This is a genomic window from Terriglobia bacterium (genome assembly GCA_020072565.1).
Lineage (GTDB): Bacteria > Acidobacteriota > UBA6911 > UBA6911 > UBA6911 > JAFNAG01.
In genome coordinates this window covers 46,518-64,999 of sequence record JAIQGI010000011.1, presented here as the reverse complement: position 1 = coordinate 64,999, position 18,482 = coordinate 46,518, and the positions used below count along the sequence as shown (strand labels likewise).

The following is an 18,482-nucleotide window of genomic DNA, read 5'->3' as shown; positions in this document are numbered from 1 at the left end:
CCATTGTGAACCGCGCAGACCTCAAACGAGTTACTTTGTGGCCTTGGAGGGTATCGCGGTTCGATTCTCCTGCTGCCTCCACGGGCAGCGCCGCTCGTGCAGATGCCGTTCGAAGTCCTCCCGGAAATATTTGAGCGCGCTCTGTAACGGCTCCATGGCACCCGGCGCGAGTGCGCAGTAGGTGTTGCCCGGCGCCAGCAGCCGGGTGTGAGACTGCAGGATCTCCAGATCGCCGGCACGACCCGCGCCGTTCTCGAGCGCCAGGAGAATATGCTCCACGAACTGCAGGCCGCCCCAGCACGGCGTGCACCACCCGCAGGATTCCTGAGCGAAGAAATGCTCCAGGTTCCACACCATGCCGACAGGGCAGGTCTTGTCGTCGAGCACGATGATCGTCCCGGTCCCCAGCCTGCTGCCGGCCGCCTGCACGGCACTGAAGTCGAGTTGGACGTCGAGGTGCCGCTCGACGAGGAAGTCAGTCGATGCGCCGCCCGGCAGCGCTCCCCGGAATTTGAGGCCCGGGCGCATACCGCCGGCATGCTCTTCGAGGATTTCGCGCATGGGCGTTCCCATGGGCAGTTCCCACAAGCCCGGGCGGTTGACCTTGCCGCTCACCCCGTAAAGCTTGGTTCCGCTGTCCTCGGTGCGGCTCAGGCTCCGAAACCACTCCGCGCCTTTGTTCACGATATGGGGGACGTTGCAGATGGTCTCGACGTTGTTCACGACCGTGGGTTTTCCCCACAGGCCGCTTGTCTGTGGGAATGGGGGCTTGGCCCTCGGGTTGGCACGTTTCCCTTCCAGTGAGTTGAGCAGGCCCGTTTCCTCGCCGCACATATAGCGGCCGGCGCTGGTGTGAAGACGCAGTTCGAAGGTGAAACCACTCCTCAGGATGTCTTTTCCCAGATGTCCGGCCGCGTAAGCTTCCGCCATGGCCCGGCGCAGGCGGATCTCCGCGACCGCGTACTCACGACGCAGGAAGATGTAGCCGACATCGGCCTGGATCGCGAACGCTGCAATGATCATGCCCTCGATAATCTGATGCGGATTGCCCTCCAACAGGAAGCGGTCCTTGAACGTACCGGGTTCCATCTCGTCCGCATTGAGCACCAGATATTTGCGCGCGGGCGCATCCCTGCCCATCGGGACGAAGGTCCATTTCAGCCCGGTGGGAAATCCCGCCCCGCCCCGGCCCTTGAGGCCCGATTGCTTGACGACATCCGTCACCTCGGCCGGCGTCATCTTCGCAAGTGCCTTATGTACGGCCTGGTATCCTCCGACGCGCTCGTAATCCCTCAGATTGAGCGGCTCTTCGCCCGGCCGGATGTTGGCGGTCAGCGGTCTCTCCATCATTGGTAGCTCTCGAGGATCCGGTCGATCTTGTCCGGATCGAGGTCGTGATAAAGCACATCATCGATCATCATCGCGGGCGCGTGATCACAGGCACCCAGACAGACAATCGGCAGCAGGGTAAACCTGCCGTCGGCGGTGGTCTGCCCGAGCCCGACGCCCAGGCGCGCCGTCAGATGGGCCCGGATGCTGTCATACCCCATGATCCAGCAGCTGACGCTGTCGCAGACGAGGACCACATGTTTCCCGACGGGCTTGCGAAAGATGAGGTTGTAAAACGTCGCGACGCCGTCAAGCTCATCCGGTGACATCTCGAGCAGCCCGGCGATCTCCGTGAGGCTTTCATCCGAGACCCATCCCCGGTGCCGCTGAACGATCTTCAGCGCATCGAGGCAGGCGGCCTGCTTCTGCTCGTAATGTTCGAGAGCCGTTTCGATTTCCCGGACCTCTTTCTCACTCAACAAGGTTCTTCCTCTTCTCAACGATCTACATCAGCCAGCACGAAGTCGATGCTGCCGAGAATGGCCACCAGGTCGGGAACCAGGCGGCCACGGCTGAGCAGCGGTACCATCTGCACATGGGGAAACGATGGCGCGCGGATGCGCGTGCGATACGAAACGGTGTTTCCATCGCTTACGAGGAAATAGCCGTTGTTGCCTTTGGTTGCTTCAATGCCGAAAAACGCTTCGCCCGGGGGAATCACCGGACCCCAGCTCACTCCCAGAAAATGGGTGATCAGGGTCTCGATGTCATGCATGGTGTTCTCTTTGAGCGGCGGCGTTGCCAGCGGATGATCGGACTTGTACTGGCCGGGTGGCATGTTCTCGAGGCACTGGCGGATGATGCGCAGGCTTTGCCGCATCTCCTCCACACGTACGAGTCCGCGGTCGTAACAATCGCCGTGCTGGGCAATGGGGATGTCGAATTCAAACCGGTCGTATCCGGAGTAAGGCCGTTTTTTGCGGAAGTCCCACTCAAAGCCGGTCGCGCGCAGCCCCGGCCCGGTTACACCCCATTCGATCGCCTCGGCCGTGTTGTAGCTGCCGATCCCCTGTGTGCGGGCCTTGAAAATCCGGTTTTTCATGACGAGGCTGTCATATTCCGCGAGCCGCTTCGGCAGGTAGTCGAGAAAGTTCCGCACCATTTGATCCCAACCCCTCGGCAGATCCTGCGCCACGCCGCCGATGCGGAACCAGTTGGGATGCATGCGGGCTCCGCATATGGCTTCGACGATCTCAAGGATCCGCTCGCGATCAGTGAACATATAGAAGACGGGCGAGAGCGCGCCTACGTCCTGCGCGAATGTGCCGTACCAGACGAGATGGCTGGACAGCCGGAACAACTCTGCCATCATGACCCGGATTACTTTGGCGCGATCGGGCACCTCAATTCCCGCCAGCGTTTCCACCGCCAGCACATAGGCGAGGTTGTTCATCACGCCGCCGAGGTAGTCGACACGATCCGTGTAGGGGATGTAGGTGTGCCACGACTGGCGCTCGCCCATTTTCTCTGCGGCCCGGTGGTGGAATCCGATCTCGGGCACCGCATCCAGGATTTCCTCGCCGTCGAGCTGGAGGACGATGCGGAACACGCCGTGAGTCCCCGGATGCTGCGGCCCCACATTGAGAAACATGAAATCGGTTTCCTCGCTGTGGCGCTTCAACCCCCAATCCTCGGGGCTGAAAAGCAAAGCTTCCTGCTCCCTTTCCTGTTTTTCATCGGGAAGCTGAAACGGACCCATCTCCGTCCCACGCGCAGGATGATCCTTGCGCAACGGGTGCCCCTCCCAAGTGGGCGGCATCAAGAGGCGGCGCAGATGCGGATGTCCTTCGAAGCAGATACCGAACATGTCCCATACTTCGCGCTCGTACCAGTTGGCTGCGGGCCAGAGATCGGTAATGGACGGTAGTGACGGGGTCTCACCCAGGAGCGGAACTTTGATGCGCACATCCTGATTGCGTTCGAAGGAGAGCAAATGGTAAACCACACTGAAATCGCTCGGAGGCTGACCCTGCCGATGCTCGCGGACACGTTCGTCGATGGCCGTCAAGTCATAGAGCATCCGATAAGGCTGGTTCGCCTCCTCCTTGAGGTAACGCAATGCCGCCGCCGCGCGCTCCCTGGAAATCCATAGAGTCGGAATCTGATCGCGCGTTGCCTGAAACGCGACCACCGACCCATTGAACCTGTCCATCACTTCCTGCCGGACGTCCATCATTTTGATTTTGGATTTTGGATTTTAGATTTTGGATTTCGGAGGAATTCCTAGTTAGGGATCTTGAAATCCAAAATCCGCAATCCAAAATCTAAAATTAAAAAACCCTGTTCGTATGATTTTGGATTTTAGATCTTGGATTTCGGAGGAATCCCTAGTTAGGAGTCTTGAAATCCAAAATCCGCAATCCAAAATCTAAAATTAGAAACCCCTATCGTATCTGCTTTCGTCATATTTCGTCGGGTGGGCGCAGCAGGCCAGCTTGTTGCCGTTCGGCGCGCTTGAGATCTCGCTGTGAGGGGGTGTCGCCCCGCCGGGCAATCCCCTCGCCCAGCACCCAGCTGAGCGGCCGCCGCTCGGTTCCCACCGCTTTCTGCAGGAGCAGCAGTCCCTCCAGGAACGCATCGGGACGCGGCGGGCAACCCGGCACATAGACGTCTACGGGCATGAACTTGTCAACCCCCTGCACCACGCTGTAAATGTCGTACATGCCTCCGGAATTTGCGCAGGAACCCATTGAGATCACCCAACGCGGTTCCATCATCTGATCGTAGAGCCTGCGGATGATCGGAGCCATCTTGATGAACGGCGTGCCGGCGATCACCATCAGATCGGCCTCGCGTGGAGAGCCTCTGATCACCTCAGCGCCAAAACGGGCGATGTCATACTTGCTCGTGATGCTGGTCGCCATTTCCACATAGCAACAGGAAAGTCCGAAGTTGAAGGGCCAGATCGAGTTCTTGCGTCCCCAGGCAATCAGATCTTCCAGGCGCGACAGCAAGACGCTGCGTTTCGCCACTTCCTGAAAGGACCCATCCCCGACTTCGGGGATCGGCGAGCGGGATGACACATCACGGGCCGAGGATGACCAGGGCGTCGGAATGGGCGATGACCGCGCCGCGCCTGGTGCTTTGCTCAACCACCAACGCATAGAGCCAATTCCTTTCTAGGTTCTTGTGCGGGGGCTCCAGTTCAGGGCGCCGAGGCGCCACAAATAAGCGAGCGTCGCGATCAGGATGCCGATGAAAATCGCGACCTCGAGATAGCCGGCCCAGCCCACTTGACGAAATGCGATGGCCCAGGCGATGATGAAAACTGCCTCCAGATCGAAGATGACGAAAAACATGGCGATCAGGTAGTACTGCACGGACAGGCGGCCCTGTGCGGAGCCGGTCGAGATAATGCCTGATTCGTAGGGTTCGCCGGTCTCCTTCCCTCGATGACGGGGGCCCAGGAAGTATGAAACCAGGATCATGCCGGCGGCCAAAACAACGGTAGCGGCGAAATAAGCAATCAGAGGCCAAAGGGCTGTCTGCATCGAAGCATCCAAGGTGACGATCCCCCTTTCTCCCGATGCCATGGCGGCGCCGGGAGCAGACCTACCTTTAGCTGAGAATAGCAGGTACCTTGATGTTAAGGAATACCTTGGGTGGCTGATACGGTCTTGGATATCAATTGAAACTGAGTTTCTTTGTCCTGTCAGATCATGTTATCTTAACCTGTAGTCTGACGGGGAGTGGGGACAAACGCCCCAGCGCTTTGCGGTTGTTCCCCACGTTCGCCAAGGGCGGCCGAAAATGGGCGGTGTCGGAGCGAGGAGGGCTGAGGGATGAATCGCCCACGCGTGTTATTGGCAGACGACCACACCATGATCCTGGCCGGGTTGCGCAGCCTGCTGGAATCTGACTTCGACCTGGTCGGAACGGTAGAAGACGGACGTGCTCTGCTCGATGCCGCCGTGCAGTTGAAGCCCGACATCATTATGGTGGATATTTCGATGCCTCTGTTGAATGGCATTGAGGCCGCGCGCCAGCTGAAGAAGCTGGTTCCTCAATCCAAGATTATCTTCCTCACCATGCATGGGGATGTCGCGTACGTCAAGGAAGCGTTCCGGGTGGGAGCCTCCGGATACCTGATCAAGCGCTCGGCAGCTTCGGAGCTGGTCACCGCGATCCAAGAGGTGCTGAAAGGCCGCACCTACGTGACTCCGCTGGTCACCAAAGACATGATGGAGTCTTTCATCGAGCCCACCGATTCCCCCGAGAAGTTGCACAGCCGCCTGACGCCGCGCCAGCGGGAGGTGCTCCAGCTGGTGGCGGAGGGCCATTCAAACAAAGAGATCGCCTCGGTTCTCAAGGTCTCTACCAAAACGGTAGAGTTTCATAAATACAACCTCATGCAGGCTCTGGGTATCAGGACGACAGCCGAACTCACGCAGTATGCCATGCGGCACGGATACATCTCGACGTAATTAGGGGCATTCCGTTTCCCCGGCATTTTCGTGTTTGTTTACCCCGGATCGTTCATGAATGTGCGACCAAAATGCAGTTTTGGACGCAGAAAAACGCTGACCGACGCCGACCGTCTGGTCCTGGTCGGCGTGCAAAAGCTCCTGCCTGCGTTTATCTGCGTCCAATTTTGTTGCTCTTCACGGGCGCGCGGTTCCGCTTCATGAATAATTCAGGTTAATACATCTTGTCAAACCAGGCGTCCTCCAAGATGAAGGTCTTCTTAATCAGTGACTTGCCGCCGGCGCGCACAACGATGGTGTAATTCCCGGGAGTGGCCGGCACGGAACCTCCGAAAGCGGAGATCGCCTGCGCCGCTCCGCCGCCGCGGCCGCCGCCTCCAAAACCTCCGCCTGCGCCTCTGCCTCTGCCACCTTGCGCCGGTGGCACGAGCGTGGTTTCGGTGCTGCGCATGTTCCACATAACCTGGTTCAGTCCTGCTGCGTTCGGGCCCTTGGTTTCGGACACGACACGGGATCCCTGAAGAACCTGGATCGTGACTTCGCCTGACACTGGCGCCTTCTGGTAATAGTTGATGACCATCCCGTTCGGCTGGCCCGGTGCTCTGAAATTGATGGATGCCGACACCGGATTCGTGCGCGTCACCCATTTTACCCTGGGCTTGACATCGAAAAGGTATAGGTCCTGCCCCAGTACTTGCGCGTCCAGTTCCTGGAAAGGGCTGATGTCGGCGATGAAGAATCCGCGGCCGTGTGTGGCCAGGATCAGTTCGTTCTCACGCGGGTGGATCTCGAGATCATGCACGGGTTGAGTTGGAAAGCCCTTCATCTCCGTCCAGGTCTTGCCGCCGTCGATGGTAACGTAGAGGCCGAAATCGACACCGGCGAAAAGCAGGTTTGGATTTTTCGGATCCTCGATCACGACGTTGACCGATTTGTTGGGCAGGTTGCCGACGACTGATGTCCAGGTCTGGCCGAAGTCGGAGGTTTTATAGATGAACGGCCTGAAATCGTCATTCCGGAGCCCGGTGTAGGAAACGTAGGCGGTGCCCGGCTGGTGCCTGGAGGCGACTATGTGGCTGACCCAGAAACCCGGATTGCCCTTGATGTTGTCATTCAGCTTCGTCCAGGCTTTCATGTCGTCCACGTTCTTGGTCACCCATACGTTGCCGTCATCGGTGCCGGCCCAGATCAGGCCCCTGACAATGGGCGACTCGTCCAGAGCGGTGATGGTGCAGTACTCGATGTTCCCGTCGCCGCCCTTGCCGGTGGGCATCTTGCTCGCGTCATTGGTTGACAAATCAGGGCTGGCCTCCACCCACGTGTCCCCGCGGGTAGTCGATTTCATCAGCTTGTTGGCCGCGTGATAGATCACGGCCGGATCGTGGGGCGAAACGACGATGGGGGACGACCAGTTGTGGCGGAGGGCCTGGTCGCGCGGGGTGATGTTCCTGGATTCCCCGGTATAAAGGTCGGTCCGGCCCAGCGACCCGAACTGGGATTCGTTATAGAGGTAACGATTCGTCACCAGGTCGACCACGTTGTAGAATCCGTCGCCGCCGCCTACAGACTGCCAGTCCTCAAACACGATCGGCGCGGTGCCCCGCTTCGAGCTCGGTCCGCGCACGGAGCCGTTGTCCTGGATTCCGCCATAGACGTTATAAGGGTACTGCATGTCGTAGCCGACCTGGTAGAGTTGGGCCAGAGGCAGTTCGTCCGGGTGATACCAATTTTTGCCGCTGTCCCAGGTGATTCCCATGCCATGGTCGTACCCGAGAATCATGTGACTCGAGTTTGCCGGATCGATCCAAAGACCGTGGTTGTCGCCGCCGAAACGGAAAGCAGAGCTCCAGGTCTTGCCGCCATCCGTGGAATGGGACACTCCAACAGAGAGCACGTAGACGTGGTTCACGTCGTTCGGATCGACGCGGATTTGGGAGTAATAATAGCCGGGACCGCCGAAATCAATTCCAGGTGGCAGTTTCTCGGGGCTCACTTTGCGCCAGGCCTTGCCTGCGTCGTCGCTTCTGTATATCTCACCGCCAATCATCCCGGCGCTTGACTTGCCTGCGCGCAATTCCTTGAGGCGTTCTTCGTCGGACATACCGGGCTTGTTGGCGTTCTCGATGACGGCATATACGACATCCGGGTTGTTCCGGGCCACGTCGATCCCGATGCGGCCGAGCATGCCGCCGGGAAGCCCGTTGGTCAGCTTCGTCCAGGTGGCGCCGGCATCGATGGTCTTGTAGATACCGCTCCCTGGGCCGCCGAGGTTGAAGGTCCAGGGTTTGCGCTCCTTGTCGTAGGACGCCGCGTAGAGCACCTTGGGATTCCGCGAATCCATGGCGACATCGCAGACGCCGATCGAGCGGTTGCCCACCTTGACGTCGAGCGATTTCGTCCAGGTCCTGCCGCCATCGGTTGTCTTGTACAGACCGCGCTCCGGGTTTTCTGAGTAGAGGTGGCCTAGAGCAGCCACGTAGACAATATCCGGATTTTTCGGGTCCACAATGATGCGGCCGATATGATGGCTTTCCTTGAGCCCCACATTTGTCCATGTTTTGCCGGCGTCAGTGGACTTGTACACACCGTCACCCCAATAGGTGCTGCGGGAGGTTGTGGCTTCACCGCTGCCTACATAAACGACCATGGCATCCGAAGGGGCAACAGCGACATCGCCGATCGAAATAACCGCCTGATTGTCAAAGATCGGTTCCCACGAAGTGCCGTTGTTCATCGACTTCCACAGGCCGCCGGAGGCTGCAGCAGCATAGATCGTGGCCGGTTCGAGGTCGGGGACCGCTATGTCGACAAACCGGCCGCTCTGGCGCGTCGGCCCGATGTTGCGGAAGGCGAAGGCCTTGAGGATATCGGGCGTGAGCGCCTGCGCGCCGAGGTCGGAGGCGAGGAGGAGTGCCGACAGCGCAAGCACTACCACGCTGCCGAGGATCTTAAGACGTGGCGTTCTCATATTAAACGGCTCCTTTGATAGAGGCATTTATCGCGGATTTGCCTGAAAAAGTTAAAGGCATAGTATCGCGGGTTTTCGATTCGTAGGCCTATGCTCGTACCCTGCCCGGGTCTATGACAATGTAGGGACATTTGTAGCGCGGGTCTGCCTGCAGAAGCAAGCTGGAAATTCACCATGCATTCGGCAGTTTGCTGTGAGACTTCTTAATTCCTATGGCCCGCTGCCCTCTGCCCATGCCGCTGCCTACCTGGCGTCGGAGCGGAATTGTTCTAGGACGGCTCCCTGCACCTGCGTTGCATCGCGGGTTGACTTGCGTCGCGCCGGTCGTGCTAGACTGAAGCCGGCCGGATCGGCCGCCGCCATGTTGTTGGCAGGAGAACCGGCTGTGGGAGGAGCAATCATAATGAGGAATTTTCGCCAGGAAGCATCGGGGGCGGTGACGGGAGATTGTGAAGAGTTTTCAGGTGGAACGCTTCCGGCACGCACTCTGGAACGGATCATCGGCAAGCCGCCGGCAGCGTGGACATCGCAGGACCTCGTCGAGCTTTTTCGCTCAAAGCGCATCCGCCTGGTGAGCCTGATGCATGTGGGGGGCGACGGCTGGCTGAAGACTCTGGACTTTGTGCCGCGGGATTTGCAGCATCTTCAGGACATACTCGAAGGAGGAGAGCGAGCAGACGGATCCAGCCTGTTCGCCGGCAAAGGAATTCGCGAGGGAACCTCCGACATGTTGCTCCGGCCCCGCGTTGAGAGCGCATTCCTGGACCCCTTCTCGCCCAGCCCGACCCTGGTGCTGATGTGCCTGCACCTCGGCCAGGATGGAGGTCCGTTACGCGAATCGCCGGACGCCATCCTCCGGCGCAGTTACGAGCATTTGCGCGCCACGACCGGTGTCGATCTCTGGGCCCTCGGGGAGGTGGAGTACTTCCTCGGTAAGCATGCGTCTGAAAGCGACATCTATGGCGCCGACGAGCGCGGCTATCACGCCAGCTCGCCTTTCGTTTTTGGCCAGACGCTGCGCCGGCAGGCTCTGGTTACGCTGGCTGAAATCGGTGTGCGGGTCAAATACGGCCACAGCGAGGTCGGCTATATTGCTGCAACCGAGGCCGATGACATGATTTGGGAACAGCACGAGGTGGAATTGGCCCTGACCCCGCTGCCGCAGGCTGCGGAGAGCGTCGCTCTTACTCAGTGGGTGCTGCGCAACCTGGTGCATCAGCACGGCATGCGCTGCAGTTTCGATCCGATTCTGCGCAAGGGGCACGCGGGATCGGGCCTCCATTTCCATCTCTCGCCCATGGTCGACGGAAAACATGCCGGGCGTTCATCCGGCGCGGAGCAGTTGAGCGCCCCGGGAAAGTGGCTTGTTGCCGGGTTGGTACAGTTCGGCAGCGCGCTTATGGCCTTCGGCAACCGAAGTGCCGGTTCGTTTGTCCGACTGAGCCAGGCCAAGGAGGCCCCCACAGCAATTACCTGGGGGGCATATGATCGCCACGCGCTCGTGCGGCTGCCTCTCATTGCCACTACAGCCGAAGGCCGCGTGGTCAGCCCGCCGACTATTGAGTTTCGTCTGCCGGACGGTTCGGCGCATCCTCATCTGCTTCTTGCCGGCGTTGCACAGGCAATGTTTGCCGGACGCCTGACTCCCGACCTGGACGCTTTGCTGGCACGCACATCCTCTTCGAGCGTCACGCCGAAAACCGGAGCCGTCACAAACGGCGATCGGCTTCCGGCCTCCTTCCCCGAGATCGCGGACCTGCTCGCCGCCCATCGTTCGGTCTTGGAACAAGGGGGCGTTTTCCCTCCTAGTCTGATCGACCAATTCCTGACCGTCCTTCGATCCTAGAACCGGTGCCGGGCAGTGGGAAAAAGACCGGCGATGATTGGCACGGAGGGCAGAGCCGCATCCAAAAAACCTCAACGCAAAGTGTGCTGAGATCGCAGTAATCGCGGAACATTCGCGCTGCTTGACCGCCAGGGACGAAGGGGCCGGAGAAATACCAGGCAAGCGCTTTCGCCCCTGTCGCGGCGGCGGCGCATGCGCTCCTCCAGGCCCCATTCATGTTGTTCGCGTCATTCGGCGCTGCTTTTTACCCGCTGGGTCCGAGTCGCAGGCATTTTGCGGCAGAACTGTCTGCTGCGATCGTCGTGTGATAGAATAAATGGAATTATCCGAGCGAGTTAGATTGATTGTTTTTGACCTGGTCGGGGATGGAGACAGGTGAGGAATGACTGAGGATCATGCAACGGATTTGATCGATGACTTTCTTGGCAGTGCCCACGTATTCGCCTCAGCGCTGGCAGACGTGATCGAAGAAGAGTTGCTGCGGGAGGTGGCTGAAAACCAAATCACCGTCTCCCAGTTGAAGCTGCTCAAGCTCGTGAACTTGACCGAAGCGCAGACGATTGGCGATGTGGCCGCTTTTCTGGGGGTCAGTAACGCAGCTGCGAGCAAGGCGGTGGACAAGCTGGTGCGGATGATGCTGCTGCGGCGCAGTGAAGGCGAAACCGATCGCCGCGCGATCCATCTCTCCCTGACGCAGCCGAGCCGGCGTCTGCTGGCCGCTTACGACGCCGCCAGGCGGCACAAGCTGCAGCAGATCTTCGGAGATTTCGAGCCTGAGGAACTCCGGCAGGCGGCGGCGCTGCTCGATCGGCTCTCCGCCCAGATCGTCAACCAGAGCGCTGAAGGGGAACAGATGTGCCTGCAGTGCGGTATCTATTTCCGCGAGAAATGCGTGCTGCGCAAGCTGCTCAGCCGCCAATGCCTGTACCAGCGCCAGAAGGAGCGCCAAGGGTCTGATGAATTACAGATGAAGAATAACCAGTGAAGGGCAGTGCTTGTTTTTGGAAGTAAACATCGGTCGATCGGCGGGCATCGTTCATTTGACCTCCCAATTGCGGTTTACAATCACAGGCCATTTACCTATCATTTCGGGGCGTGCCTGATCCCAGTCGGTTCCCGGGGCCGAACTCGGAGCAATGCATAAGCCGCAGTGGCACTCTGGAAACTCAGGGCGAAACCTATCGTTTTTCTCCACGGGAATCTCCGACCAGGTGCGCATGGATGATTCACCGGCCCCGTCCGGTTTTCGAGAGCGACCAGAAACATGAAGGAAGATGGTATGGACCGCCGCGATTTCCTGAAACGATCATCCCGGGTGGGCGCGGGCGTAGCTGCCGCATGCGGGCTCGGCTTCTGGCTCCACTCGCGCAGCCGTCACCCCGGCCAGGAGCTGTCGACCTCGCAGGTAAGAAACTATCGCGTCAATATCGGAAACGATCTGCCAAAGATGGTCGTGGTTTCGGGCGGCACGCCGGGCGGTCTGGCGGCGGCCGCGCTGGCGGCCCTCGGCGGGATGCAGAAGTTCATCGCCAGAGGCGATGTTGTGGTTCTGAAGCCCAACATCGGTTGGGACCGGGTCCCTCAGCAGGCGGCGAACACAAATCCCGAGCTTGTGAAGGCTGTTGCTCAGCTGTGTTTTGAAGCGGGAGCCAAACAGGTGGTGGTAACGGATGTATCCTGCAACGACCCCCGGCGCTGCTTCATGCGCAGCGGCATTGCCAGCGCGGCCGAATCCGCAGGCGCGACAGTACTCCTTCCCGAGGAACGCAAGTTCCGGGATTACCGCATCAATGGCGAGCTGCTGTCGGTTTGGCCGGTGTATACGCCGATCATCGAGGCTGACAAGATCATTAATATCCCGATTGTGAAACACCACAATCTCTCTCGCGTCACGATGGGAATGAAGAACTGGTATGGAATTCTCGGGGGGAGAAGAAACCAATTGCATCAGAATATCGACGTCGGCATCGCGGATCTGGCGACCTTTGTGCGACCGACGCTGACGATCCTGGATGCCTACCGGGTGCTCATGGTGAATGGGCCTCAAGGGGGAAATCTCAACGACGTCAAGCTGCTCAAGACAGTCGTGGCCGGCGTGGATCCTGTGGCCATCGACGCCCTCGGGGCCACGTTTCTGGGCTTAAGAGCAGAACAGATCCCTTATATCATGATCGGTCACACGCGCGGTCTGGGGAACAAGAACTATTCGGAACTGCAGGTGAAGTATGTCAACCTCGAATAAATCGATACCTCGCCCGGCTTTCCCGAGTCCCGAAGCACCAGAGAAGCGAAGACCCAGAATGTGGCTGCGCCGGCTCCGACGCATCTCGCAGATCGTCTTTCTGGGGCTGTTCCTGTTTCTGCTTTTCCAGACCGAGTTCCGCGGCACCTTTGCACGAGGCGCGACCGACGCTGTCCGGCTCGACTATCCGGTCAGCATTTTCCTGGAGATGGATCCACTGGTGGCTTTCTCCACGGCACTCTCGACTCATGCGCTCTACGGCAATGTCATCTGGGCGCTCGTCATCATTTCGGTGACCATCCTGATCGGAAGGTTCTTCTGCGGCTGGGTCTGCCCCTTAGGGACGCTCCACCACTTTTTCTCGAGTTATAAGCCTGAGCGCAAAGGCAAGAAGCGCGTGGATGCCAACCATTACAAAAAATGGATGTCGATCAAGTACTACCTGCTGTTCGGCCTGATCGCCATGTCGATTTTCACTTCGCTGCAGACCGGCATCCTCGACCCCATCCCGTTCCTGGTGCGCTCACTCGCAGTGTCGATCATTCCCGGGCTCAACTTCGGGCTGAGAAGCGGGTTCGATTTCTTGTACGGGACCAACATCGCGGTTCTCCAGTGGTGCGCCGATGCCGGATATCGCCTGTTCGGCTCAAACATCTTGAGCTTCAAGCCGCAGTACTACTACTTCGGCTTCCTGCTTGGGGCGATCTTCGTGGCCCTGGCGATCCTCAATCGTGCCATCACGCGGTTCTGGTGCCGGGGCATCTGCCCGCTCGGCGCCTTCATGGGGCTGCTGTCGCGCTATTCGATCTTCGGCATGGAAAAGAACCACGGCAAGTGTGACGACTGCAACCGGTGCCTGCTTCATTGCCAGGGGGCCTGCGATCCGCAGGGAAAGGTGCCATGGCGGCAGGCCGAATGCCACCTGTGCTTCAACTGCGAGGCGGCGTGCCCTGAGGATGTCATCCGTTTCAAGTTCTTTCCGAAGGCCGACTCCATTAACGTTTTGCCTGACTTGAAACGGCGCCGGGCGCTCGAGAGTGTTGCGGCCGGTCTTGTCATACTGCCGGTCGTGCGCGCGAGCACAGGTTTGGCCAAGGATTACAACTCCGGCGTCATCCGCCCTCCGGGTTCGCTGGCAGAGAACGATTTCCTGGCCCGATGCATCCGTTGCGGCGAGTGCATGAAGGTGTGCCCGACCAACGCGATTCAGCCGGCGCTTTTTGAGAGCGGCGTGGAGGGCCTGTGGACGCCGATGCTGAAGATGCGCGTCGGCTACTGCGAGTACAGCTGCGTCCTGTGCGGCCAGGTCTGTCCTACGGGGGCGATCTGGAAATTGACGGAGGCCGAAAAGCTGGGCAAAGCAGGGGCAGATGCCTCCGGGAAGAAGAACCCGGGGCCTGTGAAGATCGGCACCGCGTTCTACGATCAGGGAAGGTGCCTCCCCTGGGCGATGGCCACTCCGTGCATTGTGTGCGAGGAATTCTGTCCCACTTCGCCAAAGGCGATTTGGGTGCAGGTGGAAACGATTCCGCGCCGTGACGGCACCATGGTGACGGTTCAGCGCCCTCGAGTGGACGTTGACCGGTGCGTCGGATGTGGAATATGCGAGAATGTCTGCCCGGTCCAGGATAAGCCCGCGGTTTACGTGACCAGCATAGGGGAGACCCGCTCGCGCACGAATCAGATTCGCCTCGAGAGCGGCGCCTACCGATAATTGCGGCAATAAGAGGGCATTCCGATTTTCCCGTCAGTATTCTAGTATTAGGAAGCTATGAGTGAGAAATCGGAGTGTCCCCCTTTGCGGAGAGTATTCATGAAAAAATCCCTCGTGTTCTTCCTGCTTCTGGCCAGCTTCGGTGTTGCTTCTTGCGCCAAAAAGGAAAGCAGCAACAAGGAGGAGGCCAAGGCCGTCGAGCCGGCGGCGCGGCCTTCCGATGTATCGCCTCAGTTGCTGGCGCTGCTCCCAGCCAAGAACGAGGTCCCCGGGTGGGCGATGTCCCAGAAGCCGCGTTCTTTCAAGGCAGGGGATCTCTACGAGTATATCGATGGCGCCGCAGACAGTTTCCTGGCCTACGGATTTCAGGAAGTCGCAAGCGCCGACTACAAACAGGACGGGACGGGCTACGAGGCAGTAGTCGAAATCTACCAGATGAAAGACCCGCTCAACGCCTTCGGCAAATACACCGAGGAGCGCAATCCGGGATACCAGTTTCTGAAGATCGGGAACGAAGGGTATTCGGGAGGGACATCAGTGAACTTCTGGTCCGGCCCCTACTATGTCAAGATCACGACCTTCGATGAAAAGGATGCGATCAAGCAGGAGATGACCAAGCTCGCGAATGCCGTCGCCGGCAAGGTGCCGGCCGCGGGGGCGGAGCCGGCGGAAGTTTCCTACTTCCCTAAAGAAAACCAGATGCCCCACACCATCGCTTACATTCCCAAAGACGTGCTCGCGCAGAGCTACTTTACCAACGGATTCGAGGCCAGGTACAAGGCGGACGCCAAGGAGTACAAGATGATCCTCGTAACCCTGGAGAGCCCTGCGGCCGCACAGGACGCGTTGGCGCGCTATCGGCAGTTTCTCTCGACCGGAGGGAAGGATGTTAAAGATCTAAAGTCGCCGGGTGAGGGGGGCTTTTCAGGCAGAGACAGTTTTTACGGCAACATGGCGGCGATCCGCGCCGGGAAGAACATTGTGGTCGCGCTCGGCATTGCTTCCGAGGAGGCGGGGAAGAAGTTGATTGCCGAACTGCTCGCCCACATCAAATAGCCGCATCCGGCCGACGCAGGATCGAAACTGCAGACAGACACCGATGGGGGCTGATCGATGTCAGCGTTCCTCGGTGTCCATCTGCGGTTATGATTCTCTCTAGATATAGATTGCTCTCAGGTCGGCAATCCTCTCACCGATTCTGACATTATTTGCGCAGCGCGCCGAACAGCTGGAGCAATCAGAGCAGTTCCTCAAACCTTCATTTTCAGGGATCTCCTCAAACGTGGCCCGGGCCTGATCGAAGTTGGCGTAGCAGGCGGCGTACATGTGCGTGCGCATGAGCGTGGGTATGTCGACGCCCTTCGGACAGGTCGCAAGGCAGGTTCCGCACTGCTTGCAGTAGTCGAGGGCGAGCATGACGTTCTTGTCAGCCAGCCAGGTCTTCTCTTCGTTGGTGTAATCCAGGCCCGAGGCGACGGCGAAGCTTTCATTCAGCTGGTCGAAATTTGTGAAGCCTGGAATTGCCGTGGTGATTTCCGGATGCTGGAGCACCCACTTGAGCATGGCGGTCTGGTTGAGCGCACCCAGATTTTTGGCGCGCCCGCCGGTCTGCGTTTTCATGGCGACAATACCGACCCCTTTTGCAGAAGCGGTTTTCAGTGCCTGAAGGAAATCCGCATCACCGGAGTTCTGGAAGTTAAACCCGACCACAACCATGTCATAAATCCCGCTCCCGGCAGCACTATTCAGAATTCCCGCCTGCCCCGCGTGCTGAGAGACGCCGATATAGCGCGCCTTCTTCTGCTGCCTTGCCTCCTTGAGCGCTTCGATGACCTCCGGGTTGTTCATTTGATCCACGTTGGGCTGATGAATCAGCAGTCCGTCAACGTAATCGGTCTGAAGACGTTTCAGGCACCCGGCGAAATCGCTCAGGAACTTGTCCTTGATCGAACCGGCCGGGACGCGGGGAAAGGGAATCTTGGTCTGAATGATGACTTTGTCGCGCACCCCCAGCTGGGCGATGACGCTCCCCACCATTTCCTCGTTTCTCCCCTGCTGATAACCCAGCGCTGTGTCGAAGAGGCGCACCCCTGCTTCATAGGCCTGTTTCAGTACTTCAGGATTGTTGGCGTTCATCACGCCCATGCTGACAATCGGCACCCTGATGCCGGTTCTGCCGAGGGTGCGCTGGATAGCGGCCTTGCCCTTTGCCGTGTTGCCAACCGGTTGCTGGCCGGGCATCCAGCGACGCGGCACGCCGATCACGCCCGCAGAGGCCAGGGCCAACGAGGTCTGAGACAAGAATTTCCTTCTGTTTTTATCCGGACTGTCTGATGCCATAACTGGGGCTCCTGATTGATTCATGAGTTTCTACTTCGAGGCTCTTTCTTTCTCCGGGAAAAATTTCTCGAGCACTTCCGGGCCGGGCTTCGGAGTCGCCAGGCTGACGATGATAAGGGCGCCCAGGGATGCAATGAGCGCCGGATAGATGAGCGGGATCCCCCAGGGATCGCCCTCGGGGACCTGTTCTGCAGGCAAGAGCTTGGACGCGATGAAGAAGAACAGGCAGACGGCCGTTCCCGAAATGATCGAAGCCAGACCGCCCGCCTTTGTGGCGCGCTTCCAGGCCAGGGCCGCGAGCAGGGCCGGTGTGATTGCGACGCCGTAGATCGTATAGGCGAACAAGCTCATCTGGAGGATGCTCGTCAGTTGCGTCGCGAGCAGGAAAGCCAGCACACCGATGACGAGGACGAGGATCTTCTGCAAGGGGACCAGGGTCTTTTCGTCTGCGTCCTTTTTCATGAATCGCTGATAGATGTCGCGCATGAGCGTCGTCGACGGGGAGAGCAGATAGTTCATGCCCGTGGAGAGGACGACGGCGCAGGCCGCACCCAGGAGCAGCACCCCGACCCATGGCGGCACCAGGCTTCGGGCGGCCATGAGAACTACTTTGCCGCCCGCTTTAGGGATGGTCAGGTCGATCTGGCCTTTAAACTTGCTATAAGCGAAGACGGCGATGATGACCACGACGGTTTCGACAAAGATCGTCCCGATCGTCCACCAGGCGACGGCCTTTTTCGCGTCCTTGGCGGACTTGGCGCTATAGAACTTCTGGTACATGCTTTGGACACCCATGAGCAGGAACAGCGTCGAAAGGAAATAGCCGATGGCCTTAAGCCATGGATGGGCTCCAAACTGGTTGTTGACAACGGCAAAGTATCCGGGATCAAGTGCCGCGTGGGCGCCCGGCAGGCCACCCGCCGATGAGACGACGAAGGGTACCGCCAGGAGACAGGCCAGCACAATAACGATTCCGTTCGGCAGATCCGTGTAGGCGATGGCCACCATGCCACCAAGCATTGTGAAGAGAATGACGAACGCGGCCGCGATGATCGTGCCCGTCCACTCGGAGATCTGGCCGTCGGTGATTACGTTTAAAATGAATCCGCCCGCCACGAATTGATAGGACACGATCGAGATGAAGGACAGGATCAGCGCGAGGGCTCCGAAGAGCCGGGCCGCCGGTCCGTAGCGGACCTCAAGGACATCGCCGACCGTATACTGGCCGAAAGTGTGGATCTTGGCCGCAAGAAAGTAAATGAGGATGATGCCCACCCATGCCCCGCCGGCGAGCCACAGGGCCGAGAAGCCGGCCTTGGAGGCGAACTCGGCTCCGCTGATGAACGTGCCGGAACCGATCCAGGTGCAGATCAGCGTGAAGACCATGACCTGCCACTTCAAGCTGCGGCCGGCGACCATGAACTGCTCCTGGCTCTTAATCCGTCTGGAACGGATGAAGTTCAGCACCGTAAGGCCGAGGAGATAGGCCAGAATGATGTAGAGATAGAAGTACATTTTCCCTCCTTCTCAGCAGGGTTGTTGAGAGGATCGGTGTCGCT

The 18,482-nt window shown here is 59.0% G+C and carries 14 protein-coding genes; 6 read left to right on the top strand and 8 right to left on the bottom strand.

Features of this window, described 5'->3' with window-relative positions; genetic code table 11:
* Window positions 1–30: 30 nt before the first annotated feature.
* From nuoF to ndhC, 5 genes are all read right to left on the bottom strand, one after another.
* Window positions 31–1,347 (bottom strand): NADH-quinone oxidoreductase subunit NuoF, encoded by a 1,317-nt coding sequence (nuoF, locus tag LAP85_08750; protein MBZ5496479.1) that lies wholly within the window; start codon window positions 1,345–1,347, stop codon window positions 31–33.
* Window positions 1,347–1,811 carry an NADH-quinone oxidoreductase subunit NuoE gene (gene nuoE / locus LAP85_08745; GenBank protein ID MBZ5496478.1) on the bottom strand — a complete coding sequence of 155 codons (465 nt, stop codon included), beginning with the start codon at window positions 1,809–1,811 and terminating at the stop codon, window positions 1,347–1,349. The genes nuoF and nuoE overlap by 1 nt, the downstream gene beginning before the upstream one ends.
* A 14-nt stretch (window positions 1,812–1,825) precedes the next feature.
* Entirely contained in the window at window positions 1,826–3,565 is a 1,740-nt protein-coding gene (gene nuoC, locus LAP85_08740; protein ID MBZ5496477.1) for an NADH-quinone oxidoreductase subunit C/D, read from the bottom strand.
* A gap of 226 nt (window positions 3,566–3,791) precedes the next feature.
* Window positions 3,792–4,493 carry an NADH-quinone oxidoreductase subunit B gene (locus tag LAP85_08735; GenBank protein ID MBZ5496476.1) on the bottom strand — a complete coding sequence of 234 codons (702 nt, stop codon included), beginning with the start codon at window positions 4,491–4,493 and terminating at the stop codon, window positions 3,792–3,794.
* 15 nt (window positions 4,494–4,508) lie between these two features.
* The gene (ndhC, locus tag LAP85_08730; protein MBZ5496475.1) at window positions 4,509–4,880 is read right to left on the bottom strand and encodes an NADH-quinone oxidoreductase subunit A; all 372 of its coding nucleotides are present in this window, start codon (window positions 4,878–4,880) and stop codon (window positions 4,509–4,511) included.
* Between the two features lie 291 nt (window positions 4,881–5,171).
* On the opposite strand from ndhC, the gene LAP85_08725 reads away from it, so the two are divergent.
* Complete coding sequence (locus LAP85_08725; protein ID MBZ5496474.1) at window positions 5,172–5,813, top strand: response regulator transcription factor; 642 nt, start codon at window positions 5,172–5,174, stop codon at window positions 5,811–5,813.
* A gap of 214 nt (window positions 5,814–6,027) precedes the next feature.
* On the opposite strand, the gene LAP85_08720 is transcribed toward LAP85_08725, so the two are convergent.
* Window positions 6,028–8,781, bottom strand: a complete 2,754-nt coding sequence (locus LAP85_08720) for a hypothetical protein (GenBank protein MBZ5496473.1) — start codon at window positions 8,779–8,781, stop codon at window positions 6,028–6,030.
* Between the two features lie 403 nt (window positions 8,782–9,184).
* Between LAP85_08720 and LAP85_08715 the strand changes: the two genes are divergently transcribed.
* The 5 genes from LAP85_08715 to LAP85_08695 all read left to right on the top strand — a co-directional run bounded on the left by LAP85_08715 (window position 9,185) and on the right by LAP85_08695 (window position 15,639).
* Window positions 9,185–10,627, top strand: a complete 1,443-nt coding sequence (locus LAP85_08715) for a glutamine synthetase beta-grasp domain-containing protein (GenBank protein MBZ5496472.1) — start codon at window positions 9,185–9,187, stop codon at window positions 10,625–10,627.
* A 382-nt stretch (window positions 10,628–11,009) separates the two neighbouring features.
* Entirely contained in the window at window positions 11,010–11,612 is a 603-nt protein-coding gene (locus LAP85_08710) for a MarR family transcriptional regulator (GenBank protein ID MBZ5496471.1), read from the top strand.
* Between the two features lie 294 nt (window positions 11,613–11,906).
* Entirely contained in the window at window positions 11,907–12,869 is a 963-nt protein-coding gene (locus LAP85_08705; protein MBZ5496470.1) for a DUF362 domain-containing protein, read from the top strand.
* Window positions 12,870–12,927: 58 nt separating this feature from the next.
* Window positions 12,928–14,583: a 4Fe-4S dicluster domain-containing protein gene (locus LAP85_08700; GenBank protein ID MBZ5496469.1), complete on the top strand. Its 1,656-nt coding sequence runs from the start codon at window positions 12,928–12,930 to the stop codon at window positions 14,581–14,583.
* A 99-nt stretch (window positions 14,584–14,682) separates the two neighbouring features.
* Entirely contained in the window at window positions 14,683–15,639 is a 957-nt protein-coding gene (locus tag LAP85_08695) for a hypothetical protein (GenBank protein ID MBZ5496468.1), read from the top strand.
* A gap of 99 nt (window positions 15,640–15,738) precedes the next feature.
* Here LAP85_08695 and LAP85_08690 read toward each other — a convergent pair whose 3' ends face one another.
* Both LAP85_08690 and LAP85_08685 read right to left on the bottom strand, forming a co-directional pair.
* Window positions 15,739–16,923: an aldo/keto reductase gene (locus tag LAP85_08690; protein ID MBZ5496467.1), complete on the bottom strand. Its 1,185-nt coding sequence runs from the start codon at window positions 16,921–16,923 to the stop codon at window positions 15,739–15,741.
* A 30-nt stretch (window positions 16,924–16,953) separates the two neighbouring features.
* A complete protein-coding gene (locus LAP85_08685; GenBank protein ID MBZ5496466.1) occupies window positions 16,954–18,438 on the bottom strand; it encodes a sodium:solute symporter family protein in 1,485 nt (494 codons plus the stop codon).
* Window positions 18,439–18,482: the final 44 nt, after the last annotated feature.